This is a genomic window from Streptomyces sp. WP-1, assembly GCF_030450125.1.
GTDB lineage: Bacteria > Actinomycetota > Actinomycetes > Streptomycetales > Streptomycetaceae > Streptomyces > Streptomyces incarnatus.
Map to the genome: position 1 here is coordinate 2,915,544 of NZ_CP123923.1, position 25,622 is coordinate 2,941,165.

The window sequence follows — 25,622 nt, forward strand, 5'->3', positions numbered from 1 at the left end:
AAGCTGGTGGGCGTGAGTCTGGAGGATCTGCGGCGGCTGCGGCGGGTACGGGACCGGATGGACCGTGAGTACGCCGAGCCGCTCGACATGAGCGAGCTGGCGCGCGGCGCCCTGATGTCCCCGGGCCATTTCCAGCGCAGCTTCCGCAAGGCGTTCGGGGAGACGCCGTACAGCTATCTCATGACCCGCCGCATCGAGCGGGCCAAGGCGCTGCTGCGCCGGGGCGACCTCACGGTGACCGAGGTGTGCCTGGCCGTGGGGTGCACGTCGCTGGGGTCCTTCAGCTCCCGTTTCACCGAGCTGGTCGGCCGGACCCCGAGCGCCTACCGCGCCGCCTCCCACGAGCCGGCCGCGGTGATCCCCTCCTGCGTGGCCCGCACCTTCACCCGGCCCCGCCGCCACCCCTGCTGATCTTCCCCGGCGCTTTCCCCGGGGCCGCGCGCGCCCGCGTCCCGACCGGCTTAGCGTGAACGCATGGACGTACGACTCGCGCAGTGCTTCATCGCCGTGGACGACCACGACAAGGCCCTCGCCTTCTACCGCGACATCCTCGGCCTGGAGGTCCGCAACGACGTGGGCTTCGAGGGGATGCGATGGGTGACCGTCGGCTCGCCGCACCAGCCGGACGTGGAGATCGTGCTGGAGCCGCCGGGCGCCAACCCGGACGCCTCCCCCGCCGACCGGCAGGCGATGGCCGAACTGCTCGCCAAGGGCATGCTGCGCGGGGTCATCCTGGCCACCGACGACTGCGACGCGCTGTGGCAGCGGCTGCGCGAGTCCGGCGCCGACGTCCTCCAGGAGCCGACCGATCAGCCGTGGGGCGTCCGCGACTGCGCCTTCCGCGATCCGGCGGGCAATCTGCTGCGCTGCTTCCAGCGCCCGGCGGCCTGAACTCCCCTACGGAACGTGAACTCCCCTACGGCACCCGGCACTTCACCTCCAGGGCTCCACATCCACCACGGCGCTCACCGGCAACGGGCCGTACAAGTGCGGGAATTCCTCGCCGCCCGGCTCCACCGGCTCGTACTTCAGCGGCGCGTCCAGCAGCGCCGGGTCCACGACCAGGACCACCAGTTCGTCCGGGCCGTCGTACGCGCCGTACAGGAACGCGGCGACGGTCGGGAGCTGTGCGCGGGAGGAGAAGTGGATGAAGCCCACCTGGTCGAGGGTGCGGCCCCGGGTCGACACCTCGTAGGTGCCGCGCTCGCGGGCCGCCTCCCACAGGGAGCGCTCGGTGATGTGGACGATGCGGGACGGGTTCGGCATGGCTCCACGGTAGACGGCGGGCCCCGTGAACTGTGGGGTTTCACGGGACCCGGCCGACCGGAGCCCCCGGGGGCACCGTGCGGGGTCAGGAGCCGCACGGGCCCGGGGACTCCGGGTCTTCGGGGCCGCCGGACGGACCGGCGGCACGGACCGCGTCGCTCAGCTGCTGCGCCGGGTCACGAACTCGGCGAGGGCGAGCAGGCCGCCCGCCGCCTCCGGGTCCGGGATCGCCCGGGCCAGCTCCTGCATCGCGCGGGCCATCCGGTCGGCCGCCTCCGCCTGCGCCCAGTCCCGGCCGCCGGCCCGCTCCACGGCCAGCGCGGTGCGCGCTATGCCCTCGCTGTCCCCGGAGATGTACGGCTTTCCGTACAGCGCGGCGAGTTCGGCCGCCGCCGGGGTGCCGGAGACGAGCGCCGCCACCACCGGCAGGGACTTCTTGCGCGCCGCGAGATCGGCGCCGGCCGGCTTGCCGGTCCGCAGCGGCTCGCCCCATATCCCGATGACATCGTCGATCAGCTGGAAGGCGAGCCCCGCCTGCCGGCCGAAGCCGTCCAGCGCGGCCACCTCCTCGGGCCCCGCGCCCGCGTACAGCGCGCCGAGGGCGCAGGCGCAGCCCAGCAGGGCTCCCGTCTTCGCCTCGGCCATGGCGAGCACCTCGTCCAGCGTGACCTCGCCCGGAGCGCGGTGCTCCAGGTCGGTGTCCGTGTGCTGGCCGGCGCACAGCTCCATCACGCAGTCCGCGAGCCGGGCGGCGGCCAGAGCGGCGGCCGGGTGCGGGTCCTCGGCCAGCAGGCGCAGCGCGAGCGCCTGGAGCGCGTCCCCGGCGAGGATGGCGTCGGCGTCCCCGAACACGGTCCAGGCCGTGGGCCGGTGCCTGCGGGTGGGGTCCCGGTCCATCACATCGTCGTGCAGCAGTGTGAAGTTGTGGACCAGCTCCACCGCCGCCGCGGCCGGGACGGCGGCCGCCCGGGCCGCCGGGCCGCCGAGCGCGGTGGCCGCGGCGAGCACCAGGGCCGGGCGGATCGCCTTGCCCGCGTGGCCCGCGGCCGGGCTGCCGTCCACGTGCTCCCAGCCGAAGTGGTAGCGCGCGATCCGGCGCATGGAAGCGGGCAGCGACTCGACGGCGGCACGCATCGCCGGGTCGACCAGGGCCCGGCTCCGCTCCAGCAGCGCCGGCGCCTCCTGGCCGTCGTGCGGGGCGGGGCCGGTGTCACCGGTCCCCCGCCGTCCCTCCGGTGTGCCGGGGTACGGCACACCGGAGGGACGTTGTTCGGTCTCCGTCATGGACTCGGCCATGTCTCCCCCTCGCCAGGTCCGCGGGCCTCGGCGGATCCTGCCCGGCCGGACGCGTACCCCGAGGATGTACCCGTCCGGGCGGTCGGGGACACGGCCGCGACGTGCGGAAACGTCACCTCCACCGGCCGATCTCGACGTTCTCCAGCACACCGAGCGCGTCGGGCACCAGGACGGCGGCCGAGTAGTAGGCCGTGACCAGGTACTTGATGATCGCCTGCTCGTTGATCCCCATGAAGCGGACCGACAGGCTCGGCTCGATCTCGTCCGGGAGGCCGGACTGCCGCAGACCGATGACGCCCTGTTCGTCCTCGCCGGTGCGCATCGCGATGATCGAGGTGGTGCGCGCCTCGCTGATCGGGATCTTGCCGCAGGGGAAGATGGGCACCCCGCGCCAGGTGGGGATGCGGTTGCCGCCCATGTCGATGGTCTCCGGCACCAGACCCCGCTTGTTCAGCTCGCGGCCGAACGCGGCGATCGCGCGCGGGTGGGCGAGGAACAGCTTGGTCCCGCGGCGGCGGCTGAGCAGTTCGTCCATGTCGTCCGGGCTCGGGACGCCGTCGTGCGGCTGGATCCGCTGGTCGTACTCGCAGTTGCTGAGCAGACCGAACTCCGGGTTGTTGATCAGCTCGTGCTCCTGGCGCTCCTTCAGCGCCTCGACCGTGAGCCGCAGCTGCTGCTCGGTCTGGTTCATCGGCTGGTTGTAGAGGTCGGCCACCCGGGAGTGGACGCGCAGCACGGTCTGGGCGATGCTCAGTTCGTACTCGCGGGGCCGGGCCTCGTAGTCGACGAAGGTGTGCGGGATGTCGGCCTCGCCGGAGTGGCCCGCGGCCAGGTCGACGGCCTTCTCGCCGTACCTGTTGGTGCGCTGCTCCGGGATCGAGCGCAGCTGGGCCAGGTGGTTGCGCAGGGACTCGGAGCGCTCGGCGATCTGCTCGAAGTCCTGGCGGCTGAGGATCAGCACGGTGCTGGCGGTGTCCGCGCGGACCGTGTACTCCCAGATGGCGTCCGGGTCGACCAGCGCCTGGTCGCCGAAGTAGGAGCCGTCGGCGAGGACGCCGAGGACCGAGTCGTCGCCGTAGGGGCCGGTGCCGATCTTCTCGACGCGGCCGTGGGCGAGCAGATGCACCCCGTCGTTGCGGTTGCCGAAGTCGGCGATGATCTCGCCGGGGGCGAAGTCGCGCTGGCGGCAGCGCCGGGCCAGCTCGGCCAGCACCTCTTCGTCCTCGTACGACCGCAGGGCCGGGAGTTCGCCGAGTTCGGCCGGGATGACCTCGACCTGGCCCCCGGTCTTGACGAAGGTGATGCGGCCGTCGCCGACGGCGTACGTCAGCCGGCGGTTCACCCGGTACGTGCCACCCTGGACGTCCACCCAGGGGAGCGTGCGCAGCAGCCAGCGGGAGCTGATCTCCTGCATCTGCGGAACGGACTTGGTGGTGGTGGCCAGGTTCCGCGCTGCCGCGGTCCCGAGGGACTGCTGCGGCTTGCCCTGATCCGTGCGGAGCTCTTCGCCTACCGACATGTGGAAATGCCCTCCCATGTAATGCACCGGTCGCAACGGGCCGGTCTCGCATCGAGCGTCCCATCACGCACGGTGGCCACGCCATTACCCGAAAGAGGGGGAATGGATCATCGGACTAGTGGGCAGAAAGGAGGACCGCGAAAAAGGGGCCGTGACCGGGTGCGGATTCGCGAGGTCGGCGACAATGGCTCCGTGACCAGCAGCGATCCTCTCGCCCCCCGCCTTCCCTCGCCCCTTCGGGAGCTCCGGGACGAGCGGTTCGACCGGCACGGGGTCCGGCTGGTGCTCAAGCGGGACGATCTGATCCATCCGGAGCTGATCGGCAACAAGTGGCGCAAGCTCGTGCCGAACATCGCCGCGGCGGACGGGCGGCCACTGGTCACCTTCGGCGGGGCCTACTCCAACCATCTGCGGGCCACCGCGGCCGCCGGACGGCTGCTGGGCATCGCCACCACCGGCGTGGTGCGCGGTCAGGAACTGGCCGAGGGGCCGCTCAACCCGTCCCTCGCCCGGTGCGTGGCCGACGGGATGCGGCTGCGCTTCGTCGACAGGTCGGCCTACCGGCGCAAGGCCGAGCCGGAGACGCTGGCGGCGATCCTGCGCGCGGCCGGCGCCGAGGGGGCGTACGTCGTGCCGGAGGGCGGCAGCAACGCGGCGGCGGTGCGCGGCTGTACGGCGCTCGGGGCGGAACTGCGCGGGCACGCCGATGTCGTCGCGGTCGCCTGCGGCACCGGCGGCACGCTCGCGGGGCTCGCGGCCGGGCTGGCGCGGAGGCAGCGCGCGCTCGGCGTGCCGGTCCTCAAGGGCGGCTTCCTGTCGGCCGACGTCGAGGCGCTACAGGAACGTGCCTTCGGGGGCCGTACCGGCGACTGGTCGCTGGACGACCGCTTCCACTTCGGGGGCTACGCGCGGACCACCCCCGGACTCGACGCGTTCGCCGAGGACTTCGAGCAGCGGCACGGGCTGCCCGTGGAGCGCCTCTATGTCGCCAAGCTGCTCCACGGACTTGTCGCCCTCGCCGAGGAGGGCACCTTCCCGCGCGGCACGACACTCGCGGCCGTCGTCACCGGCCGGCCGTTCCCGGAGCCCTAGCGGCCGGCGGGCTACGCCGCCTCCCGGTACGCCGCCGCCTCCTCCAGGTCCAGGTGCCGCAGCAGGGCGCGCAGCATCTCGTCGTCGATGTAGCGGTGGTCGCGCAGCCGTACGAAGACCTCGCGCTCGGCGCTGATCATGGCACGGGACAGCCGGCGGTAGGTGTCGTCCACGGACTCGCCGGTGACGGGGTTCGCCTGGCCGAGGCGTTCCCAGACGGCGTTGCGGCGGCGCTCCAGGACGTCGTGGAGGCGGTCGGCGAGCGGCGGCGGCAGCGCGTTGCGCTCGTCGGCGAGGAGTTCCTCCAGGCGGCGTTCCGCGGCCAGGGACGCCTGCGCCTGGGCGTTGGCCTCGGCCAGCGTCTCGGCCTGGCGGTCGCGGCCGGGGAACTTCATCAGGCGGATCAGCGGGGCGAGGGTGAGGCCCTGGACGACCAGGGTGCCGATGACCGTGGTGAAGGTCAGGAAGAGGATCAGGTTGCGCTGCGGGAAGGGCGCGCCGCCCCGCACCGTCTCCGGGATGGAGAAGGCGATGGCCAGGGAGACCACGCCCCGCATCGCCGCCCAGGAGACCACGACCGGCGCCCGCCAGGTGGGGTCCTCCTCGCGCTCCCGGATGCGCCGGGACAGCACGCGCGGCAGGAAGGTCGCCGGGAACGTCCAGACGAACCGGGCGGCCACGACGACCAGGAAGACGGCGATCGCGTACCAGGCCGCGTCGGCCCCGTGGTAGGCCGCGAGGCCCTTGAGGATGGGCGGCAGCTGGAGGCCGATCAGCGCGAACACGGCCGACTCCAGCACGAAGGCGACCATCTTCCACACGGCCTCCTCCTGGAGCCTCGTCGCGAAGTCGACCTCCCAGGCGCGGTGGCCGAGATAGACGGCGACCACGACGACGGCGAGCACCCCGGAGGCGTGCAGCTGCTCGGCGACCCCGTAGGCGACGAACGGGATCAGCAGCGAGAGGGTGTTCTGGAGCAGCGCCTCGGTCAGACGGGTGCGCAGCCAGTGGATCGGCACCATGAGCACCAGGCCGACGAGCACGCCGCCGACCGCCGCGCGCAGGAACTCCTCGATGCCGCCGCCCCAGGTGGAGCCCGCGCCGACGGCGGCGGCGACGGCCACCTTGTAGGCGGTGATCGCGGTCGCGTCGTTCAGCAGGGACTCGCCCTGGAGGATCGTGGTGATCCGGGACGGCAGCCCGACCCGGCGGGCGATCGCGGCGGCCGCGACCGCGTCCGTGGGCGCCACCACCGCGCCGAGCACCAGCGCGGCGGGCAGCGGCAGCCCCGGTACGACGAGATAGGCGGCCCAGCCGACGGCGAAGGTCGCGAAGAGCACGTACCCGACGGACAGCAGCCCCACCGGGCGCATCTGGGCCCGCAGGTCCAGGTAGGAGCTCTCGGTGCCCTCCTTGTAGAGCAGTGGGGGCAGCACCAGGGGCAGGACGACGTCGGGTTCGAGGGTGTAGTCGGGGACGCCGGGCACGTACGACACCACCAGGCCCGCCGCGACCAGCAGCAGCGGTGCGGGCACCGGGGTGCGCCGGGCGATCCCGGCGACCGCGGCACTGCCCGCGACCAGCAACAGCAGGGGCATCACGTCCATGCTTCTCGCCCACCCTCGTTTTCCGCGCGGCCACCCGCACACCCGTCGTAATCTGGCAATCATGAAACAGTGCACGCACGCCGACGCGCTGCCACAGCCGGAACCCGAGCCGCGCTCCGCGACCTGTCCGGAGTGTCTGGCGAGCGGGACGCACCCGGTGCAGCTGCGGCTCTGCCTGTCCTGTGGCCATGTCGGCTGCTGCGACTCCTCACCGGGCCGGCACGCCACCGGGCATCACGAGCGGACCGGGCATCCGGTGATGCGGACGTTCGAACCGGGCGAGGACTGGCGGTGGTGCTTCGTGGACCACGTACTCGTCTGAGCGGTACCCGGGGGTCCGACGTACTCGTCCGAGCGGTACCCGGGGGTCCGATCGTTGATCATCTTCCCGTTCGGGCACTGTGTCGTGTGACACTGCATGCGGCGGCGCACGCAGGACGGTTCGGGCGTCTGACGTCTGGGTACGTCAACCCGGCGCGCGCTCTTCCGATTTGGGGCCGCACACCCCCTAGACACGGAGCGTATCCACAGCTTTACTGTGAGTGACGCCAGGGGGTCGGGGCCCCGGGGACGGAAACATTCGGCGCGCGATAGCGTCACCGCTTGAACCACCTACGCGTTAGCCCCGGGGGGCGACCCTCGGCCCCTGTAAAGCTTGTACCACCATGGAGGTGAGGGTGTCCCAGATCGCAGGCGAACCCGCGGCGAACCAGGATTTCGTGGAGGTCCGGCTGCCGGCCGCGGGTGCCTACCTGTCGGTGCTGCGGACGGCCACGGCCGGTCTGGCGGCCCGCTTGGACTTCACCCTGGACGAGATCGAGGATCTGCGCATCGCCGTGGACGAGGCCTGCGCGATCCTGCTCCAGCAGGCCGTGCCGGGCTCGGTGCTCAGCTGTGTCTTCCGGCTCGTCGACGACTCGCTGGAAGTCACCGTGTCGGCCCCGACCACGGACGGCCATGCCCCCTCGCGGGACACCTTCGCCTGGACCGTGCTGTCGGCCCTCGCGGGGAAGGTCTCGTCCGCCGTCGACGAGGACAAGACGGTGTCCATCAGCCTCTACAAACAGCGCGGCGCGGGTCCCGGGCCGGCGTGAGGGAGAACGGGGACGGTCCGGTGCGGGACGAAGAGCGCGGCACGCGTGAGCTGCCGGCCGGGGACGGGGGTGCCCCCTGGTCGAGTGCGGCGGAGACCTCCGGGGAGAACCCCCGCGACGGTTCCCGGCGCATGGCGGACGGCATCGACGGCATCCCCGAGCAGGCCAGGCCACACCCGGAGGACCACTCCGCAGGGCCCGGCGATGCGGGCGCGAGCCCCGACACCCCGCCCGAGGCGCGCGGCGGGGCCGCTCCCGCCGGCCGCGCGGGGGCGAGGGCTCGGGGAAGGGCTACGGGCGGGACGATGAGCGAGCACGAGCGATACGCGGACGACGACGCGCTGAGCGCGGAAGCCGCACCGCACGACCCGCACGACCGCAGCGGGGCCCGTGCGATGTTCGTCGAACTGCGCGGGCTCGACACGGGCAGCGCGCAGTACGCGGAGCTGCGCAATCAGCTGGTCCGTATGCATCTGCCGCTCGTGGAGCACCTGGCGCGCCGCTTCCGCAACCGCGGCGAACCGCTGGACGACCTCACCCAGGTCGCCACGATCGGCCTGATCAAGTCCGTGGACCGGTTCGACCCGGAGCGCGGCGTGGAGTTCTCCACCTACGCCACGCCGACCGTGGTCGGCGAGATCAAGCGGCACTTCCGGGACAAGGGCTGGGCGGTGCGGGTGCCGCGCCGCCTCCAGGAGCTGCGGCTGGCGCTGACCACGGCGACGGCGGAGCTGTCCCAGCTGCACGGCCGCTCGCCGACGGTGCACGAACTGGCGGAGAAGCTCGCGATCTCCGAGGAGGAGGTCCTGGAGGGCCTGGAGTCGGCGAACGCGTACTCCACGCTGTCCCTGGACGTCCCCGACACCGACGACGAGTCCCCCGCGGTCGCCGACACGCTCGGCGCGGAGGACGAGGCGCTGGAGGGGGTGGAGTACCGGGAGTCGCTCAAGCCGCTGCTGGAGGATCTGCCGCCCCGGGAGAAGCGGATCCTGCTGCTGCGGTTCTTCGGGAACATGACGCAGTCGCAGATCGCGCAGGAGGTCGGGATCTCCCAGATGCACGTCTCCCGGCTGCTGGCGCGCACGCTGGCGCAGCTGCGGGAGAAGCTGCTGGTGGAGGAGTAGAGCGCCTGCCCTACCCGGCGCGGCCCGGGCCCTTGATGTTCAGGGCCTGGGTCGTCTCGCGGTTGACGAGCAGCACGAGCGCCGCGACGGCCACCACGGCGAGGACGATGCCGACCGGGACGGCGATGCCGCCGGACTTCAGCATGGTGAGCCCCACCGGGAGGGCCATCAGCTGGGTGATCACCGCGGGGCCCCGGCTCCAGCCGCGGCGCAGCAGGAGGCCGCGGGCGGCGAGCAGCGGGAGCAGGGCGAGTACGGCGAGGGTGATACCCAGCGTCACGGCCTGCTGCCGGTCGTCGGGGGCGCCGGTGATGCCGAGCACGAGGACCCAGAGGCCGCCGGCGAACAACGCGACGCCTTCCAGGCCGGCCAGCGCGGCGGCGTACGTCAGCCGGCGGGGGCGGGGGCCGGTGCCGTCGGCTTCGGCCGTGTCCGGTACGGAGGTCTGCTCACTGCTCACCTCAGCAGGGTAGCCGTCGGCGGGGGCGGGCCGGGGGTGGGCTCGGTCACCGGCACCCGCCCATGTGTGCGGGCTCACCCCCTCCCCTCCTTACCCGATCCCTACCTCGGCCTGGGCCCGGTACCGCCGGGTAGGTACGCTGACGTGCATGCGTGCTCTCCTCGTGGTCAATCCGGCGGCAACCACCACAAGCGCACGCAGGCGTGATGTGCTGACCCACGCGCTCGCCAGCGAGATGAAGCTGGAGGCGGTCACCACCGAGTACCGCGGGCACGCCCGGGACCTGGGCCGGCAGGCCGCGGAGAGCGACGACATCGACATGGTCGTGGCGCTCGGCGGCGACGGCACCGTCAACGAGGTGGTCAACGGACTGCTGCACGCCGGACCCGATCTGGACCGGCTGCCCGGACTCGCCGTCGTACCCGGCGGATCCACCAATGTCTTCGCCCGTGCCCTCGGCCTGCCCAACGACCCCGTCGAGGCCACCGGCGCCCTGCTGGACGCGCTGCGTGAGAAGCGGGAGCGCGTGGTGGGCCTCGGCCTCGCCTCCGGCACCCCCGGTTCCGAGGACGAAGGGGTACCGGCCCGCTGGTTCACCTTCAACGCGGGGCTCGGTTTCGACGCGGGCGTCGTCGGGCGGGTCGAGCAGCAGCGCGAGCTCGGCAAGAAGTCGACGCACGCGCTCTATGTGCGGCAGGTGATCCGGCAGTTCCTCGGCGAGGCCAATCGCCGGCACGGCCTGATCACCTTGGAGCGGCCCGGCGAGGACCCGATCGAGGATCTTGTTGTCGCCATAGTCTCGAACACGTCCCCTTGGACGTATCTCGGCAATCGCCCCATGTACACATCGCCTAAGGCTTCGTTCGACTCGGGCATCGACGTACTCGGTCTCAGCCGCCTGTCGACGGCCGCGGTTGCCCGGTATGGCACCCAGTTGCTCACTTCGTCCCCCGAGCGCGGACCCCATGGCAGGCATGCGTTCCCACTCCATGATCTGGACCACTTCACCTTGCATTCGAAGGCTCCCCTGCCGCTCCAGATGGACGGTGACCACCTGGGGCTGCGCAGAAGCGTGACGTTCACAGGCGTACGCCGCGCACTGCGTGTGATTGTGTGAGCGGAAGAGGCGAAAGTCCTTTCACTCGAACGTTTAGGCCAGGATCCACCCCATGGAAGTACGGCTGTGACCCAGTCGACACCGAGGAATCAAAAAAAACTTTCCGGAAGGGGTTGTATCCGCCGCTGAGGTTTGCGAGTCTCTACGTGGCGATCGGGACGGCCCCCAACACCGGCCTCCACTGATCACCGGAACCCCTCTTCATACCAAGGACCCCGCCGGGGAAGACTCGGCGTTCGGCCCTTCACTTGTCGAGGGATTCGTGAAAGCGTTCACATTCACAAGCAACTTGCATGTAATACCAAGGAGAGGTAGCAGCCATGGACTGGCGTCACAACGCCGTTTGCCGCGAGGAAGACCCCGAGCTCTTCTTCCCCATCGGCAACACCGGTCCCGCGCTGCTGCAGATCGAGGAAGCCAAGGCCGTCTGCCGTCGCTGCCCGGTGATCGAGCAGTGTCTGCAGTGGGCGCTTGAGTCCGGCCAGGACTCCGGCGTCTGGGGTGGCCTCAGCGAGGACGAGCGTCGCGCGATGAAGCGCCGTGCCGCCCGCAACCGGGCCCGTCAGGCCTCCGCCTGACACACCCACCCCAGCTGACAGCCTGAGCTTGGCGGCGCGTGCATCGAGCACGCATCTCCCGCCCCCGAGCAGCAGCGCGCAGTATCCCCCGATGCCGCCAGCGAACAGCAGCGCAGCAACGAGCACGAGCCTCGGACCAATGACGGTCCGGGGCTTTCTGCTGTCCCGGACCACGCCACGGACCGCACCCCGGATGGGGTCCCGGACCGCGTCCCGCCCGTCGTCACACCCGGCGCCGCCATTGGTTCATACCAACGCCCCCTCCCCCGGGGGCCGTTGACTACTTCTGCGCGCGCACCGGGATGTCCAGGACCACCCTGGTCCCCCGCTCCGGCGCCGGGACCATGTCGAAGGTGCCGCCCAACTCGCCCTCCACCAGGGTCCGTACGATCTGGAGCCCCAGGTTGCCCGAGCGGTGCGGGTCGAAGCCCTCGGGCAGGCCGACCCCGTCGTCCTGGACGGTGACGAGGAGCCGGGCCTCCTTCGTGCTGCCGCCGCGCACCGCCGAGACCTCCACCGTGCCGGTCTCGCCCTCGCGGAAGCCGTGCTCCAGGGCGTTCTGGAGCACCTCGGTGAGCACCATCGACAGCGGTGTGGCCACCTCGGCGTCGAGTATCCCGAAGCGCCCGCTGCGCCGGCCGGTCACCTTGCCCGGCGAGATCTCGGCGACCATCGACAGCACCCGGTCGGCGATGTCGTCGAACTCCACCCGCTCGTCCAGGTTCTGGGAGAGCGTCTCGTGCACGATGGCGATGGAGCCGACCCGGCGCACCGCCTCCTCCAGGGCCGCGCGCCCGCGTTCGGAGTCGATCCGCCGGGCCTGGAGCCGCAACAGGGCGGCCACCGTCTGGAGGTTGTTCTTCACCCGGTGGTGGATCTCCCGGATGGTCGCGTCCTTGGTGATCAACTCGCGCTCGCGGCGCCGCAGTTCGGTGACGTCCCGGCACAGCACCAGCGCCCCGATCCGGGTGCCCTTGGGCTTGAGCGGGATGGACCGGAACTGGATCACCCCGTCGGGCGACTCGATCTCGAACTCGCGCGGCGCCCAGCCGCTGGCCACCTTGGCCAGTGCCTCGTCCACCGGGCCCCGGGTAGGGGCGAGTTCGGCGGTGGTCTGCCCGAGATGATGTCCGACCAGGTCGGCGGCGAGGCCGAGGCGGTGATAGGCGGACAGCGCGTTCGGGGAGGCGTACTGGACGATGCCGTCGGCGTCCAGCCGGATCAGTCCGTCGCCGACGCGCGGTGAGGCGTCCATGTCGACCTGCTGGCCGGGGAAGGGGAAGGACCCGGCCGCGATCATCTGGGCGAGGTCGGAGGCGCTCTGGAGGTAGGTCAGCTCCAGTCGGCTCGGGGTGCGCACGGTGAGCAGGTTGGTGTTGCGGGCGATCACCCCGAGGACCCGGCCCTCCCGCCGTACCGGGATGGACTCGACCCGTACGGGGACCTCTTCGCGCCACTCCGGGTCGCCCTCGCGCACGATCCGGCCCTCGTCCAGGGCCACGTCCAGCATGGGCCGCCGGCCGCGCGGCACGAGATGGCCGACCATGTCGTCCTGGTAGGAGGTGGGGCCGGTGTTGGGGCGCATCTGGGCGACCGAGACGTACCGGGTGCCGTCCCGGGTGGGAACCCACAGGACCAGGTCGGCGAAGGAGAGGTCGGAGAGCAGCTGCCACTCCGAGACCAGCAGATGGAGCCACTCGAGATCGGAGTCGTCGAGGGCGGTGTGCTGGCGGACCAGTTCGTTCATGGAGGGCACGATTGCGAGCGTACCCGCGGGCCTCGGCGTGGCCGAAAAACACCCGCGGGCCGCGGCGCCTGGAAGGGACCCTCAACCCTCCCGGCACCGCAGCCCGGAGCATCATCGGCCGTGGGGTGTGCGGTCCCGGTCGGCCGAAGGCCGAGGAGCCGGGGCAGTCAGGGCAGAGAGCGCCGGTTCCTCGATCCGCCTTCCTGTGCGGGGAAGACGGGGCTTGTTCGCTTCGTACTGTCCGCCCGCGTGTCGCCGCGTAGCGCTGGCCCGGACAGCCTCTTCGATTGTGGACTAGACCATGGGGCGTGTCCATGCCCTTACGGGCGTACGCGGCCCATGGCACTCGATGCCACGCAGCCTAGCCCGCCCGGGTCGACCATGGGGACAGAAGGCACCGGTAATTTCCGCGGCCCCCGGTACCGAGGCATCGGCGCGGGAGGCCCGCTCTGTTAGATTGGTCTAAACCACATAGACGCACGAGCCCTCTCCAGAACGGCAGGCCCAGCGTGGAAGTTGTCATCGTTCCGGACGCCGCGGCGGGTGGCGAGCTGATCGCCGAGGCCATGGCGCAACTGCTGCGACGCAAGCCCGACGCCCTGCTCGGCGTCGCCACCGGCTCCACCCCGCTGCCCGTCTACCAGGCACTCGCGGCCAAGGTGCGCGCCGGTGACGTGGACACCGCGCGGGCCCGGATAGCCCAGCTCGACGAGTACGTGGGGCTGCCCGCCGAGCACCCCGAGTCCTACCGCTCGGTACTGCGCCGCGAGGTGCTGGAGCCGCTCGGCATCGGCATGGACTCCTTCCTCGGCCCCGACGGCACGGCGAAGGACGTCCAGGCGGCGTGCGAGGCGTACGACCGCGCGCTCGCCGCGGCCGGCGGGGTGGACCTCCAGCTGCTCGGGATCGGCACCGACGGGCACATCGGGTTCAACGAGCCCTGCTCCTCGCTCGCCTCCCGCACCCGGATCAAGACCCTGACCGAGCAGACCCGCGTGGACAACGCGCGCTTCTTCGACGGCGAGATCGAGCAGGTCCCGCACCACGTCATCACCCAGGGCATCGGCACCATCCTGGAGGCCCGGCACCTGGTGCTGCTCGCGACCGGCGAGGGCAAGGCGGACGCGGTCGCGGCGACCGTCGAGGGTCCGGTGGCGGCCGTATGCCCGGCCTCCGCGCTCCAGCTGCATCCGCACGCCACCGTCGTCGTGGACGAGGCGGCCGCCGCCGAGCTGAAGCTGGCGGACTACTTCCGGCACACCTACGCGAACAAGCCGGAGTGGCAGGGGATCTAGCAGGACCGCACCCGGTGCCCATGGGACCCCTGTTGGACTAGACCAGCTCGGGTCCCGACGGTATACAGAGGGGATCACGGAGCGTGCGGGTGGAGTCCTGGCACGGTAAGCCGTGCCACGATGTGAGCCGTGGCCGATGGGATGTCGGTCGCTTTCGGCGTCCGGAGCCGGGAAGGCGGAGCATGAGCACCGATGTCAGCAGTGCGGAGAACGAGGCCGGCACCACCGTCCGTACCGCGCGCGTGCCGAAGTACTACCGCCTGAAGAAGCACCTGCTCGACATGACGGAGACGCAGGCGCCCGGCACGCCGGTCCCGCCGGAGCGCACGCTGGCCGCGGAGTTCGACACCTCCCGCACCACCGTCCGCCAGGCCCTTCAGGAGCTGGTCGTGGAGGGCCGCCTGGAGCGCATCCAGGGCAAGGGCACCTTCGTCGCCAAGCCCAAGGTCTCCCAGGCGCTCCAGCTCACCTCCTACACCGAGGACATGCGCGCCCAGGGCCTGGAGCCCACCTCCCAGCTGCTGGACGTCGGCTACATCACCGCCGACGACCGGCTCGCCAGGCTGCTCGACATCTCCGCGGGCGGCCGGGTGCTGCGCATCGAGCGGCTGCGCATGGCCAACGGCGAGCCCATGGCCATAGAGACCACCCATCTGTCCGCCAAGCGCTTCCCCGCGCTGCGCCGTTCGCTGGTCAAGTACACGTCCCTCTACACCGCGCTCGCCGAGGTGTACGACGTCCACCTCGCCGAGGCCGAGGAGACCATCGAGACCTCGCTGGCCACCCCGCGCGAGGCCGGTCTGCTCGGCACGGACGTCGGGCTGCCGATGCTGATGCTCTCCCGGCACTCGCTGGACCGCGCGGGCCTGCCGGTCGAGTGGGTGCGGTCGGTGTACCGCGGCGACCGCTACAAGTTCGTGGCCCGCCTCAAGCGCCCGATGGACTGAGGCCCGCCCGGAGGCGTCCGTTCCTTCGCCGAATCGATACACACAGCTTGAGACGGGGTCTTCCACCGGCTGGATACCGTCACCTAGATTGCCTGCGCATTACTCGGTGATCAGCGAGGGGACGGAGCCGCAGCATGTCAGAAACGCCCGAAGTGGGACCACCGGTGGTGACACCGCTGCGCGTGGTCATCGGCATTTGTCTCGTCGCGCCCTTCGTGGCGATGCTGTGGGTCGGCTCGTACGCGAAGACGGACCCGACGTTCATCGGGATCCCCTTCTTCTACTGGTACCAGATGGTCTGGGTGCTGATCTCCACCGCCCTCACCATGACCGCGTACAAGCTCTGGCAGCACGACCAGCGCTCCCGCCGTGACGCGCAGGGGGGTGCCGCGAAGTGAAGACCGGGGTCAACGGCGTCGCACTGGGCGTCTTCATCTTCTTCTTCCTGGCCGTCACGGTCCTGGGCTTCCTCGCCGCGCGCTGGCGCCGGGCCGAGAACGAGCACACGCTGGACGAATGGGGTCTGGGCGGCCGGTCGTTCGGCACCTGGATCACCTGGTTCCTGCTCGGCGGCGACCTGTACACGGCGTACACCTTCGTGGCCGTACCGGCGGCGATCTACGCGGCGGGCGCGTCCGGCTTCTTCGCGGTGCCGTACACGATCCTGGTCTACCCGCTGATCTTCACCTTCCTGCCGCGGCTGTGGTCGGTCTCGCACCGCCACGGCTACGTCACCACCTCCGACTTCGTGCGCGGCCGCTTCGGCTCGAAGGGCCTGTCGCTCGCGGTCGCGGTGACCGGCATCCTGGCGACGATGCCGTACATCGCGCTCCAGCTCGTCGGCATCCAGGCGGTGCTGGACGTGATGGGCGTCGGCGGCGGCGACAACACCAACGCGTTCGTGAAGGACCTGCCGCTGCTGATCGCGTTCGCGGTGCTGGCCGCGTACACGTACTCCTCGGGGCTGCGGGCGCCCGCGCTGATCGCGTTCGTCAAGGACGCGCTGATCTACATCGTGATCGGTGTGGCGATCATCTACATCCCGATCAAGCTGGGCGGCTTCGACGACATCTTCGCCAAGGCGGCCCACGCGTTCAGCCAGGTCAACCCGGCCACCGGCAAGCCCCGCGGGGCGCTCGCGCCGGCGCCCGCCGGACAGTGGACGTACGCCACGCTGGCTCTCGGTTCCGCGCTCGCGCTGTTCATGTACCCGCACTCGATCACCGCGACGCTCTCCTCCAAGAGCCGTAACGTGATCCGGCGCAACACCACCATCCTGCCGCTGTACTCCCTGATGCTGGGCCTGCTGGCGCTGCTGGGCTTCATGGCGATCGCGGCCGGGGTGAAGGTCACCAACGGGCAGCTGGCGATCCCGCAGCTGTTCGAGGACATGTTCCCGGACTGGTTCGCCGGTGTGGCGTTCGCGGCGATCGGCATCGGCGCGCTGGTCCCGGCGGCGATCATGTCGATCGCGGCGGCGAACCTGTTCACGCGCAACATCTACAAGGACTTCATCAAGCCGGACGCCACGCCGAAGCAGGAGGCGCAGGTCTCCAAGTTCGTGTCGCTGCTGGTGAAGGTCGGCGCGCTGATCTTCGTACTGGGCATGGACAAGACGGTCGCCATCAACTTCCAGCTGCTCGGCGGCATCTGGATCCTGCAGACCTTCCCGGCCCTGGTCGGCGGCCTGTTCACCCGCTGGTTCCACCGCTGGGCGCTGCTCGCGGGCTGGGCGGTCGGCATGATCTACGGCACCCTCGCCGCGTACGGTGTCGCCTCCCCGACCCAGAAGCACTTCGGCGGCTCCGCCGACGACATCCCGGGCATCGGCCAGATCGGCTACATCGGCATGACGGCCTTCGTCCTCAACGTCCTCGTCACGGTCGTCCTGACCGTCGTCCTGAAGGCCGTGAAGGCCCCTGAGGGCATCGACGAGACCCGTCCCGAGGACTACACGGCGGACGCCGGCGACCCGGGCGTACAGGTCGAGCTGCCGCCCGCCACGGCGGGCACCAGCCACTAGCGAGGCGCCCGGGGACCCGGGCGGCCAGGGGCGGGCCGGCGGCGCCAAGGGCGCCGGCGGCCCGTTTCGCGTGCCCCTCGCGCCCCGTTTCGCATACCCCTCGTAGACACACGGTGACACAACATCTGGGGGTGGCATTCCGGCCCGGCACTAGATGTATGCTCATGGTCGCTGTCGTCGCAGGGGAATCCGGTGCGAATCCGGAACTGTCCCGCAACGGTGTACTTGTGCGCATCCGCGCACGGGGATCAGTCCGAGGACCTGCCGGCAGCGCACCCGGCCCACCGGTTCGGGTGCTCTGAGACGTCCGGGCCTCGCGGAGTGGGCCGGTGGACGCGACGCCGTGTGCGCTCGTGGCTGCCCCTGCCCTCCGCCAGGCCCCGTGCCGAGCGAGGGAGAGCCCCACGTGACCATCGCGCCAGCCGAACCGGCTTCAGCCCAGGGCCTGGAGAACGACGGTCCCGGTACCGCGCTGCTGCGGACCCTGACCGAGCTGACCGGGGACCTCCCCGACGCCGATCCCGGCCGGGTCGCCGCCGCCGCGCTGCGCGGCCGCTCCGCCCACGCCGACGAGGCGGAGCTGCGCGAGCTCGCGACCGAGGCCGCGGCCGGCCTGATCTCCGAGGACCCCGCGTACTCGCGGCTCGCCGCCCGGCTGCTGACCATCTCCATCCGCGCCGAGGCCGCCTCGCAGGGCGTGGCGTCCTTCACCGAGTCGGTCGCCGTCGGACACCGCGAGGGGCTCATCGCCGACCGGACGGCCGAGTTCGTCCGGATCCACGCCGCCCGGCTCGACCACCTGATCGACCGCGCCGCCGACGACCGCTTCGGCTACTTCGGGCTGCGCACCCTGCACAGCCGCTATCTGCTGCGCCACCCGATCACCCGTCAGGTCATCGAGACCCCCCAGCACTTCATGCTGCGTGTCGCCGCCGGCCTCGCCGAGGACGACTCGGCACGCTCGGTGGACGAGGTCGCCGCGCTCTACCGGCTGATGAGCCGGCTCGACTACCTGCCCTCCTCCCCCACCCTGTTCAACTCCGGCACCCGGCACCCCCAGATGTCGTCCTGCTACCTCCTCGACTCCCCGCTGGACGAGCTGGACTCCATCTACGACCGCTACCACCAGGTCGCCCGGCTCTCCAAGCACGCCGGCGGCATCGGTCTGTCGTACTCCCGTATCCGCGCCCGCGGTTCGCTGATCCGGGGCACCAACGGGCACTCCAACGGCATCGTGCCGTTCCTGAAGACCCTGGACGCCTCGGTGGCCGCGGTGAACCAGGGCGGCCGGCGCAAGGGCGCGGCCGCGGTGTACCTGGAGACCTGGCACTCCGACCTGGAGGAGTTCCTGGAGCTGCGGGACAACACCGGTGAGGACGCCCGCCGTACGCACAATCTGAACCTCGCGCACTGGGTGCCGGACGAGTTCATGCGCCGGGTCAACGCCGACGGGCAGTGGTCGCTGTTCTCCCCGGCGGACGTGCCCGAGCTGGTGGACCTGTACGGCGCGGAGTTCGACGCCGCCTACCGCGAGGCGGAGCGCAAGGGGCTCGCGAAGAAGACCATGCCGGCCCGTGAGCTGTACGGCCGCATGATGCGCACCCTCGCGCAGACCGGCCAGGGCTGGATGACGTTCAAGGACGCCGCCAACCGCACCGCCAACCAGACCGCCGAGCCGGGCCAGGTCATCCACTCCTCCAACCTCTGCACGGAGATCCTGGAGGTCACCAACGACGGTGAGACGGCGGTCTGCAACCTGGGCTCCGTCAACCTGGGTGCCTTCGTCGTCGACGGGGACATCGACTGGGCGCGCCTGGACGAGACCGTCCACACCGCTGTCACCTTCCTCGACCGCGTCGTGGACATCAACTTCTACCCGACCGAGCAGGCGGGCCGCTCCAACGCCAAGTGGCGCCCGGTGGGCCTCGGCGCGATGGGCCTCCAGGACGTCTTCTTCAAGCTGCGGCTGCCCTTCGACTCGCCCGAGGCGAAGGCGCTGTCCACGAAGATCGCCGAGCGGATCATGCTCGCCGCGTACGAGGCGTCCGCCGACCTCGCCGAGCGCAGCGGCCCGCTTCCCGCCTGGGAGCAGACCCGGACCGCGCGCGGTGTGCTGCACCCCGACCACTACGGCGTCGAGGAGACCTGGCCCGAGCGCTGGGCGGCGCTGCGGAAGCGGATCGCCGAGGTCGGCCTGCGCAACTCGCTGCTGCTGGCGATCGCGCCGACGGCCACCATCGCCTCCATCGCGGGCGTCTACGAGTGCATCGAGCCGCAGGTGTCCAACCTGTTCAAGCGCGAGACGCTGTCCGGTGAGTTCCTCCAGGTCAACTCCTACCTGGTGCAGGACCTGAAGGGCCTGGGCGTCTGGGACGCGCGCACCCGGGAGGCGCTGCGCGAGGCCAACGGCTCGGTGCAGGGCTTCGCGTGGATCCCCGAGGAGGTGCGGGCGCTGTACCGCACCGCGTGGGAGATCCCGCAGCGCGGTCTGATCGACATGGCGGCGGCGCGCACCCCGTTCCTCGACCAGGCGCAGTCCCTGAACCTGTTCATGGAGACGCCGACGATCGGCAAGCTCTCCTCGATGTACGCGTACGCCTGGAAGTCCGGGCTGAAGACGACGTACTACCTGCGCTCGCGCCCGGCGACCCGGATCGCCCGTGCCGCCCAGGCGCAGCAGACCATCCCCGTCCAGCAGGTCGCCGACCCCGACGCCGTCGCCTGCTCCCTGGAAAACCCCGAGTCCTGCGAGGCCTGCCAGTAATGTCCACCCGTCATCAGAACCTGCTCGACCCGGGCTTCGAACTGACTCTCCGTCCGATGCGCTACCCGGACTTCTACGAGCGCTACCGGGACGCCATCAAGAACACCTGGACCGTGGAGGAGGTCGACCTCCACTCGGACGTCTCCGACCTCGCGAAGCTGAGCCCGGCCGAGCAGCACCTGATCGGCCGCCTGGTCGCGTTCTTCGCGACGGGTGACTCGATCGTCGCCAACAACCTGGTGCTGACGCTGTACAAGCACATCAACTCCCCCGAGGCGCGGCTGTACCTGAGCCGTCAGCTGTTCGAGGAGGCGGTGCACGTCCAGTTCTATCTGACGCTGCTGGACACCTACCTGCCCGACCCGGAGGACCGCGCGGCGGCGTTCGCGGCCGTCGAGAACATCCCCTCGATCCGCGAGAAGGCCGAGTTCTGCTTCAAGTGGATCGACTCGGTGGACAAGATCGACCGGCTGGAGTCGAAGTCGGACCGCCGGCGCTTCCTGCTCAACCTGATCTGCTTCGCCGCGTGCATCGAGGGCCTGTTCTTCTACGGCGCCTTCGCGTACGTCTACTGGTTCCGCAGCCGGGGTCTGCTGCACGGCCTGGCCACCGGCACCAACTGGGTGTTCCGCGACGAGACGATGCACATGTCCTTCGCCTTCGACGTGGTCGACACCGTGCGCAAGGAGGAGCCGGAGCTGTTCGACGACCAGCTCCAGCAGGAGGTCACCGACATGCTGCGGGAGGCCGTCGAGGCCGAGCTGCAGTTCGCGCGCGACCTGTGCGGTGACGGCCTCCCGGGCATGAACACCGACTCCATGCGGCAGTACCTGGAGTGCGTGGCCGACCAGCGCCTGTCCCGGCTGGGCTTCGCGCCGGTCTACGGTTCGGAGAACCCCTTCTCCTTCATGGAGCTCCAGGGTGTTCAGGAGCTGACCAACTTCTTCGAGCGCCGCCCGTCGGCGTACCAGGTGGCGGTGGAGGGCAAGGTCGACCTGGACGAGGACTTCTGAGCCTCCTTCTTTCCGTGGTCCTCCTGGGCCTTCCTGATCTGCCGGTCGACGCGCCGCTCGCGCAGGACGCCGAGCACGGAGGGAAGGGCCAGGAGGACGAGGATCCCGAGGGTCGCGGTCATTCCGATCAGGCCTTGGATCTGGTTTCCGGTCATGCCACCACTGTCCTGCCGGACACTGCTGACCGGGAGTGGCAGGACTGCCGGGCACCCTCGAATTACTGCCGGCCCTGAGGCACACTGGGGGCATGCTCAAGAACGTGGCCGCCGTGCTGCTGGACGGAGTGCACCCCTTCGAGCTGGGCGTCGTCTGCGAGGTGTTCGGCATCGACCGCAGCGACGAGGGGCTGCCGGTGTACGACTTCGCCGTGGTCTCGGCCGAGGGGCCCGACCTCGGCACGCACTGCGGGTTCACCGTGTCCACGCCGCACGGCCTGGAGCGGCTGGAAGAGGCCGATCTGATCGCCGTACCTGCCGGTGAGAGCTATGTGGACCGGGACTATCCGCCCGAGCTGCTCGCGGCGCTGCGGCGGGCCGTCGAGCGGGGCTGCCGGGTGCTCAGCGTCTGCTCCGGGGTGTTCGTGCTGGCCGCCGCCGGGCTGCTGGACGGGCGCCGGTGCGCGGTGCACTGGCACCATGCCGAGCAGCTGGCCCGGCGCTATCCGCGGCTCGCCGTCGAGCAGGACGTGCTCTATGTGGACGAGGACCCGGTGATCACCTCCGCGGGCACCGCGGCCGGCATCGACGCCTGTCTGCATCTGGTGCGCAGGGAGCAGGGCCCCGAGGTCGCCAACAAGATCGCCCGTCGGATGGTGGTGCCCCCGCACCGGGACGGCGGCCAGGCCCAGTACATCGAACGGCCGCTGCCCAGGACGCCGTGCGACACCGTCGGCGAGGTGCTGGTGTGGATGGAGGAGCACCTCGATCGGGAGGTGACCGTCGAACAGCTCGCCGCCCGCGCCCATATGGCGCCGCGCACCTTCGCCCGCCGCTTCCAGCAGGAGACGGGGACCACGCCGTACCGCTGGATCCTGCGCCAACGGGTGCTGCGCGCACAGGAGTTGCTGGAGGGCACCGGCGAGACGGTGGACGCGATCGCCGCGCGCACCGGGTTCGGTACGGCGGCCGCGCTGCGCCATCAGTTCATGCGGGCGCTCGGTACCACCCCGAACGCCTACCGGCGCGCGTTCCGGGGCCCGCAGGCCGCCTGAACACGCGCCGGTAGCGGCATCGCTCCTGGTGTCACCCGGGGTGTCTCACCAGGGCAGCGGCCGCAGCCGCAGATTGTCCGGGCGCAGGGTGATGCCCACCCGGACGCTGTCGTCGCTGTCGTCCGCCGGTTCGAAGCGGTACTTCGCCGTGATCGCCGCGGTGATCAGGCTCAGCTGGGCCATGGAGAAGTGGTCGCTGGGGCACTTGCGGTTGCCGACGCTGAAGGGGCTCATCGCGTACTTCGGCACCTCCTTGGCCCGTTCCGGAAGCCAGCGGTCCGGGTCGAAGTCGAGATGCCGGTCGTACGAACGGGCGTCACGCTGAATGGCGTACGGGCTGTAGATGATGTCGGCCCCGGCCGGAATGCGGTACTCCCCGAGCGCGGTGTCGACGGTCGCCCGGCGCGTCAGAATCCATACGGCCGGGCGCAGCCGGATGGCCTCCAGGATCACATTGTTGGTGTGCCTGAGGGAGCGGACGTGCTCGAATCCGACGGGCCGGCCACCGGTCACGGATTCGACCTCGGCACGCACCTTCTCGGCATGCTCCGGGTGTTCCGCGAGCGCCTGGAGCAGCCACATGATCGTGGACGCGATCGTTTCGGCGCCGGGGGTGATTATCGCGACGACCTGGTCGTGGATCTCCTGTTCCCCGATGGGCTCCCCATTGTCGTCCTTCGCCTCCAGCAATGCCGTCAGCAAATCGTCCGGCTTTTGACCAGATGCCCTCCGCTCGGCGACGATCTCGTCCACCAGCAGATGCAAATCGGCCAATGCGCGGTTGAATTCACGATTGGCCGGAAACGGCAGCTTGTACAGGGGCCCCAGCGGCACCACCATCCTGCGGTACATACCGCGGAAGACGGTGGCGAGGTCGGTGCTCAGCCGCTCGGCGCGCTCGTCCATGAACTCGCCGCGCAGCAGGCAGCGGGCCGCCATGCGCACGGCCACCCGGAAGGACTCCGAGGTGCAGTCGATGGGGGCGCCGGGCCGCCAGCGCTCGGTCAGCGCGTGCGCCTCCTCCTCCATGATCGGGCCGTAGTCGGGTATGGCGTCCATCCGGAACGCGGGCTGGATGGTGCGCCGCTGCCTGCGGTGGCGGGGGCCGTTGGCCGTGGCCACGCCCTCCTCGCCGAGCAGGCCCACCAGCGACTCCCACACCGGGCCGTCGATCTTGAAGTCGGGGCTGAGGGCGAGCGCGCCGGTCAGCTCCGGGGTGGTGACGGCGTACACGGTCTTGGGGCCGAGCCTGAGACGCACGATGTCGCCGTGGGCGCGCAATGAGGACATGAAGTCCAGCGGGTCGCGCACCAGTTGCAGGCCGTGCCCGAAGACCGGGACGGCGCCGCCGGCCAGGGGTGGTTCACGCAGCTGCGCCGGGGCGACGGAGGTCTCGGGCTGCACGGACTCTACGGTCATTTCTCACCTGCCGCTTCGTTGGTGACGTACGGGGGTGTGGAGCGGTCGGCCCAACTGTCCACCATGTAACGGCCGGACTCGTGGTGGAACCAGTAGACCGAGCTGAACCAGTTGCGCATATTGCCGACGCAGGTGCGGACGGCGACGCTCAATTCCTTTCCGCGTACCGTACCGTCGGCGAGTGCATCCGCGAACCGGAGGGCTTCGCGTTCGGCTACGAGGAATTCGTCGATGCAGGTCTCGACGCGTCGCCTGAGATTGTCCACCGCCTCTTCGAGAGTCAGCCCCTCGTAGGTGATGAGACTGATTCCGAGATTGTGGACCTCATCGCCTGCTATTTCCTTCGGGAGCGAGCACAGATCGTTGTACCAGGCGGCGAATTCCTGACTGAGCAAGGCGGCCCGGCGATAAGCGGGATTCCTCCTTATGGCATCGGGGAGTTCACATCCGGCACTGGGTTCGAGAAGGTCGGTCCAGATCCAGTGCGCGAAGGTGAGCCGGCGCAGGGCGAGATACTCCTCGACGCCGGGCACATACCCCTGGGTGCGATTGCGGAATTCACGGTCGTACGCCTCGATGACCGTGTGGAAATGCCGGGCGAAGCGCTGGTTCCAGCTGACCGGCAGGAAGCCGTAGAGCCGCAGCACGCTGTCGGCGAATCCCGCGACCAGCGGGTCCGGGTGGTGCAGATGGTGCGCGGGTGCGTCGAGTGCCGCGTGCAGCCGGTGGCGCAGCCGCCGCCAGTCGCCCGGGCGCGCGTGCACGATGTCGCGGTCGTGCCGGTCGTCCCAGACGAAGAACCAGGCGCTGTAGTCCGCTATCGCCTGGAGCACCTCGTCGCGGGCGTCCGTGTAGTAGCCCGCCATCAGGTCGGTGTAGCGCAGATCGTCGGCGAACTCCCGCACCTTGTCCTCCGGCATCAGCTGCTTTTCCAGCAGCCACAGCCGGGTCTTCTCCTGGAGCCGCGGCCAATACGGGTGCAGTCGCCGGGGAAAGCCGGACTCGATCACCGGGAGTGCCAGCGAGGGTGGTACCACGACCGCCGTCGTCGTCTCTGTGGTGCGGTGTGGGAAAGCCTGCACGGAACAAACCCCTCTCAGCCGCCGGATACGCACCCGCTCGGGTGGGACCGGTGCGTCTCGTTACCTATCCCGCACTTCCCATTCAGCACCACAACTGACCGCCGTGGGAACGGATTTGCGCCCCTCACTACCCCATGGTGCCGAGATTCCTCCCCTGTGTGACTGATTAATGATCACCAGCACCGCAGAAACGACAATTTGTGCGACGTACTGGTGAACGAAGAAGGGCAAGAAGAAGGGCGCCGGGCCGGGACTGGTCCCCGGTACGGCGCCCAACGGCCCCACGGGACCTAGTCGTTGGCGACCACGGGGTAGCGCGGCTCGTTCTCGGCCATCTGCCGCAGCGCGTCCTTGCGGTCGCGCTTGGACAGCCGGTCGATGTAGAGGTAGCCGTAGAGGTGGTCGGTCTCGTGCTGCAAACACCGTGCGAAGTATCCGGTGCCGCGGACCTTGACCGGGTTGCCCTGCTCGTCCTGGCCGGTCACCTCGGCGTAGTCGGGGCGCGCCAGCTCGGCGTAGGCCCCGGGCACCGACAGGCAGCCCTCGTTGTTGTCGTCGAGCCGGCGCCGCTCGGCGGGCAGGTCGACCAGCTTCGGGTTGCACACCACGCCCACGTGCCGGGCGCCCTCGTCGTCCTGGCAGTCGTAGACGAAGACCTTCAGGTCGACGCCGATCTGGTTGGCGGCCAGGCCCACGCCCTCGGCGGTGCGCTGGCTGGCGAACATGTCGGCGACCAGCTGCCGCAGTTCCTCGCCGAACTCGGTGACGTCCCGGCACTCCTTGTGCAGCACCGGATTGCCGACGACCGTGATCGGCCGCGAGGTGCCACTCTCCCGCCAGGCCTTCTCGCGCCCCTCGCAGTCCTCCGTGTCCACGACATAGCCCTCGTCGTCGACGGGGAGCACGCCCGCGTGCTGCTGATCGGTGTCCTGCTGCGCCATGACCGACGTACGCCTTCCTGCACAAAAA

24 protein-coding genes and 1 riboswitch are annotated in these 25,622 nt (G+C 70.4%); of the genes, 15 read left to right on the plus strand and 9 right to left on the minus strand.

Features of this window, described 5'->3' with window-relative positions:
- The first annotated feature begins 12 nt into the window (after positions 1–12).
- Complete coding sequence (locus QHG49_RS12355; protein ID WP_159704861.1) at positions 13–411, plus strand: helix-turn-helix transcriptional regulator; 399 nt, start codon at positions 13–15, stop codon at positions 409–411.
- 63 nt (positions 412–474) lie between these two features.
- On the plus strand, positions 475–891 hold the full coding sequence (locus QHG49_RS12360; protein ID WP_145487227.1) for a VOC family protein: 417 nt from the start codon (positions 475–477) through the stop codon (positions 889–891).
- A gap of 42 nt (positions 892–933) precedes the next feature.
- On the opposite strand, the gene QHG49_RS12365 is transcribed toward QHG49_RS12360, so the two are convergent.
- The 3 genes from QHG49_RS12365 to QHG49_RS12375 form a co-directional block, all read right to left on the minus strand.
- Positions 934–1,266: a DUF952 domain-containing protein gene (locus QHG49_RS12365; RefSeq protein WP_159704858.1), complete on the minus strand. Its 333-nt coding sequence runs from the start codon at positions 1,264–1,266 to the stop codon at positions 934–936.
- Between the two features lie 159 nt (positions 1,267–1,425).
- Positions 1,426–2,562, minus strand: coding sequence for a family 2 encapsulin nanocompartment cargo protein polyprenyl transferase (locus QHG49_RS12370; RefSeq protein ID WP_159704855.1), 1,137 nt, complete (start codon positions 2,560–2,562; stop codon positions 1,426–1,428).
- 112 nt (positions 2,563–2,674) lie between these two features.
- Positions 2,675–4,081, minus strand: a complete 1,407-nt coding sequence (locus tag QHG49_RS12375; RefSeq protein ID WP_159704852.1) for a family 2B encapsulin nanocompartment shell protein — start codon at positions 4,079–4,081, stop codon at positions 2,675–2,677.
- Positions 4,082–4,273: 192 nt separating this feature from the next.
- Here QHG49_RS12375 and QHG49_RS12380 point away from each other — a divergent pair, with 192 nt between their 5' ends.
- Entirely contained in the window at positions 4,274–5,173 is a 900-nt protein-coding gene (locus QHG49_RS12380) for a 1-aminocyclopropane-1-carboxylate deaminase/D-cysteine desulfhydrase (protein ID WP_301489488.1), read from the plus strand.
- 11 nt (positions 5,174–5,184) lie between these two features.
- Here QHG49_RS12380 and QHG49_RS12385 read toward each other — a convergent pair whose 3' ends face one another.
- A complete protein-coding gene (locus QHG49_RS12385) occupies positions 5,185–6,780 on the minus strand; it encodes a Na+/H+ antiporter (RefSeq protein WP_301489490.1) in 1,596 nt (531 codons plus the stop codon).
- A gap of 61 nt (positions 6,781–6,841) precedes the next feature.
- On the opposite strand from QHG49_RS12385, the gene QHG49_RS12390 reads away from it, so the two are divergent.
- The 3 genes from QHG49_RS12390 (at position 6,842) to QHG49_RS12400 (ending at position 8,998) form a co-directional block, all read left to right on the plus strand.
- On the plus strand, positions 6,842–7,102 hold the full coding sequence (locus QHG49_RS12390; RefSeq protein WP_145487221.1) for a UBP-type zinc finger domain-containing protein: 261 nt from the start codon (positions 6,842–6,844) through the stop codon (positions 7,100–7,102).
- Between the two features lie 355 nt (positions 7,103–7,457).
- Entirely contained in the window at positions 7,458–7,874 is a 417-nt protein-coding gene (locus QHG49_RS12395; protein WP_009190566.1) for an anti-sigma regulatory factor, read from the plus strand.
- A gap of 20 nt (positions 7,875–7,894) precedes the next feature.
- Complete coding sequence (locus QHG49_RS12400; protein ID WP_301489493.1) at positions 7,895–8,998, plus strand: RNA polymerase sigma factor SigF; 1,104 nt, start codon at positions 7,895–7,897, stop codon at positions 8,996–8,998.
- A gap of 10 nt (positions 8,999–9,008) precedes the next feature.
- On the opposite strand, the gene QHG49_RS12405 is transcribed toward QHG49_RS12400, so the two are convergent.
- Positions 9,009–9,458, minus strand: a complete 450-nt coding sequence (locus tag QHG49_RS12405; RefSeq protein ID WP_159704839.1) for a hypothetical protein — start codon at positions 9,456–9,458, stop codon at positions 9,009–9,011.
- A 148-nt stretch (positions 9,459–9,606) separates the two neighbouring features.
- Here QHG49_RS12405 and QHG49_RS12410 point away from each other — a divergent pair, with 148 nt between their 5' ends.
- Both QHG49_RS12410 and QHG49_RS12415 read left to right on the plus strand, forming a co-directional pair.
- The gene (locus tag QHG49_RS12410) at positions 9,607–10,575 is read left to right on the plus strand and encodes a diacylglycerol kinase family protein (protein WP_145487218.1); all 969 of its coding nucleotides are present in this window, start codon (positions 9,607–9,609) and stop codon (positions 10,573–10,575) included.
- A gap of 320 nt (positions 10,576–10,895) precedes the next feature.
- On the plus strand, positions 10,896–11,153 hold the full coding sequence (locus QHG49_RS12415) for a WhiB family transcriptional regulator (protein WP_003992873.1): 258 nt from the start codon (positions 10,896–10,898) through the stop codon (positions 11,151–11,153).
- A gap of 280 nt (positions 11,154–11,433) precedes the next feature.
- Here the strand turns inward: QHG49_RS12415 and QHG49_RS12420 are convergent, their stop codons facing one another.
- A complete protein-coding gene (locus tag QHG49_RS12420; protein ID WP_145487285.1) occupies positions 11,434–12,900 on the minus strand; it encodes a sensor histidine kinase in 1,467 nt (488 codons plus the stop codon).
- Between the two features lie 509 nt (positions 12,901–13,409).
- On the opposite strand from QHG49_RS12420, the gene nagB reads away from it, so the two are divergent.
- The 7 genes from nagB (at position 13,410) to QHG49_RS12455 (ending at position 22,152) form a co-directional block, all read left to right on the plus strand.
- Positions 13,410–14,195 carry a glucosamine-6-phosphate deaminase gene (gene nagB, locus QHG49_RS12425; protein WP_301489546.1) on the plus strand — a complete coding sequence of 262 codons (786 nt, stop codon included), beginning with the start codon at positions 13,410–13,412 and terminating at the stop codon, positions 14,193–14,195.
- Positions 14,196–14,377: 182 nt separating this feature from the next.
- Positions 14,378–15,142 carry a GntR family transcriptional regulator gene (locus QHG49_RS12430; protein WP_301489548.1) on the plus strand — a complete coding sequence of 255 codons (765 nt, stop codon included), beginning with the start codon at positions 14,378–14,380 and terminating at the stop codon, positions 15,140–15,142.
- 134 nt (positions 15,143–15,276) lie between these two features.
- Positions 15,277–15,540, plus strand: a complete 264-nt coding sequence (locus tag QHG49_RS12435; protein WP_186337848.1) for a DUF3311 domain-containing protein — start codon at positions 15,277–15,279, stop codon at positions 15,538–15,540.
- Positions 15,537–17,165: a monocarboxylate uptake permease MctP gene (gene mctP / locus QHG49_RS12440; protein WP_145487216.1), complete on the plus strand. Its 1,629-nt coding sequence runs from the start codon at positions 15,537–15,539 to the stop codon at positions 17,163–17,165. Before QHG49_RS12435 ends, mctP begins: the two co-directional genes overlap by 4 nt.
- Positions 17,166–17,313: 148 nt before the next feature.
- A riboswitch (cobalamin riboswitch) is annotated at positions 17,314–17,449 on the plus strand.
- A 122-nt stretch (positions 17,450–17,571) separates the two neighbouring features.
- Positions 17,572–19,929, plus strand: a complete 2,358-nt coding sequence (locus tag QHG49_RS12445; RefSeq protein WP_159704836.1) for a ribonucleoside-diphosphate reductase subunit alpha — start codon at positions 17,572–17,574, stop codon at positions 19,927–19,929.
- Positions 19,929–20,942, plus strand: a complete 1,014-nt coding sequence (locus tag QHG49_RS12450) for a ribonucleotide-diphosphate reductase subunit beta (protein WP_145487214.1) — start codon at positions 19,929–19,931, stop codon at positions 20,940–20,942. The genes QHG49_RS12445 and QHG49_RS12450 overlap by 1 nt, the downstream gene beginning before the upstream one ends.
- Before the next feature lie 247 nt (positions 20,943–21,189).
- A complete protein-coding gene (locus tag QHG49_RS12455; protein ID WP_301489552.1) occupies positions 21,190–22,152 on the plus strand; it encodes a helix-turn-helix domain-containing protein in 963 nt (320 codons plus the stop codon).
- Positions 22,153–22,197: 45 nt separating this feature from the next.
- Here the strand turns inward: QHG49_RS12455 and QHG49_RS12460 are convergent, their stop codons facing one another.
- The 3 genes from QHG49_RS12460 to def form a co-directional block, all read right to left on the minus strand.
- Entirely contained in the window at positions 22,198–23,571 is a 1,374-nt protein-coding gene (locus QHG49_RS12460; protein ID WP_145487211.1) for a cytochrome P450, read from the minus strand.
- Positions 23,568–24,608: an epi-isozizaene synthase gene (gene cyc1, locus QHG49_RS12465; protein WP_370530570.1), complete on the minus strand. Its 1,041-nt coding sequence runs from the start codon at positions 24,606–24,608 to the stop codon at positions 23,568–23,570. The genes QHG49_RS12460 and cyc1 overlap by 4 nt, the downstream gene beginning before the upstream one ends.
- Before the next feature lie 335 nt (positions 24,609–24,943).
- On the minus strand, positions 24,944–25,594 hold the full coding sequence (def, locus tag QHG49_RS12470; RefSeq protein WP_145487209.1) for a peptide deformylase: 651 nt from the start codon (positions 25,592–25,594) through the stop codon (positions 24,944–24,946).
- Between the last annotated feature and the right edge of the window lie 28 nt (positions 25,595–25,622).

Bases quoted from the DNA above. Each gene is read 5' to 3' on its own strand.
- QHG49_RS12370 (WP_159704855.1), bottom strand. From the start codon at position 2,562: ATGGCCGAGTCCATGACGGAGACCGAACAACGTCCCTCCGGTGTGCCG.
- QHG49_RS12460 (WP_145487211.1), bottom strand. From the start codon at position 23,571: ATGACCGTAGAGTCCGTGCAGCCCGAGACCTCCGTCGCCCCGGCGCAG.
- QHG49_RS12450 (WP_145487214.1), top strand. From the start codon at position 19,929: ATGTCCACCCGTCATCAGAACCTGCTCGACCCGGGCTTCGAACTGACT.
- QHG49_RS12415 (WP_003992873.1), top strand. From the start codon at position 10,896: ATGGACTGGCGTCACAACGCCGTTTGCCGCGAGGAAGACCCCGAGCTC.
- QHG49_RS12455 (WP_301489552.1), top strand. From the start codon at position 21,190: ATGCTCAAGAACGTGGCCGCCGTGCTGCTGGACGGAGTGCACCCCTTC.
- QHG49_RS12410 (WP_145487218.1), top strand. From the start codon at position 9,607: ATGCGTGCTCTCCTCGTGGTCAATCCGGCGGCAACCACCACAAGCGCA.
- QHG49_RS12420 (WP_145487285.1), bottom strand. From the start codon at position 12,900: ATGAACGAACTGGTCCGCCAGCACACCGCCCTCGACGACTCCGATCTC.
- QHG49_RS12430 (WP_301489548.1), top strand. From the start codon at position 14,378: ATGAGCACCGATGTCAGCAGTGCGGAGAACGAGGCCGGCACCACCGTC.
- def (WP_145487209.1), bottom strand. From the start codon at position 25,594: ATGGCGCAGCAGGACACCGATCAGCAGCACGCGGGCGTGCTCCCCGTC.
- QHG49_RS12360 (WP_145487227.1), top strand. From the start codon at position 475: ATGGACGTACGACTCGCGCAGTGCTTCATCGCCGTGGACGACCACGAC.
- QHG49_RS12435 (WP_186337848.1), top strand. From the start codon at position 15,277: ATGTCAGAAACGCCCGAAGTGGGACCACCGGTGGTGACACCGCTGCGC.
- QHG49_RS12385 (WP_301489490.1), bottom strand. From the start codon at position 6,780: ATGGACGTGATGCCCCTGCTGTTGCTGGTCGCGGGCAGTGCCGCGGTC.
- QHG49_RS12375 (WP_159704852.1), bottom strand. From the start codon at position 4,081: ATGTCGGTAGGCGAAGAGCTCCGCACGGATCAGGGCAAGCCGCAGCAG.
- QHG49_RS12390 (WP_145487221.1), top strand. From the start codon at position 6,842: ATGAAACAGTGCACGCACGCCGACGCGCTGCCACAGCCGGAACCCGAG.
- QHG49_RS12365 (WP_159704858.1), bottom strand. From the start codon at position 1,266: ATGCCGAACCCGTCCCGCATCGTCCACATCACCGAGCGCTCCCTGTGG.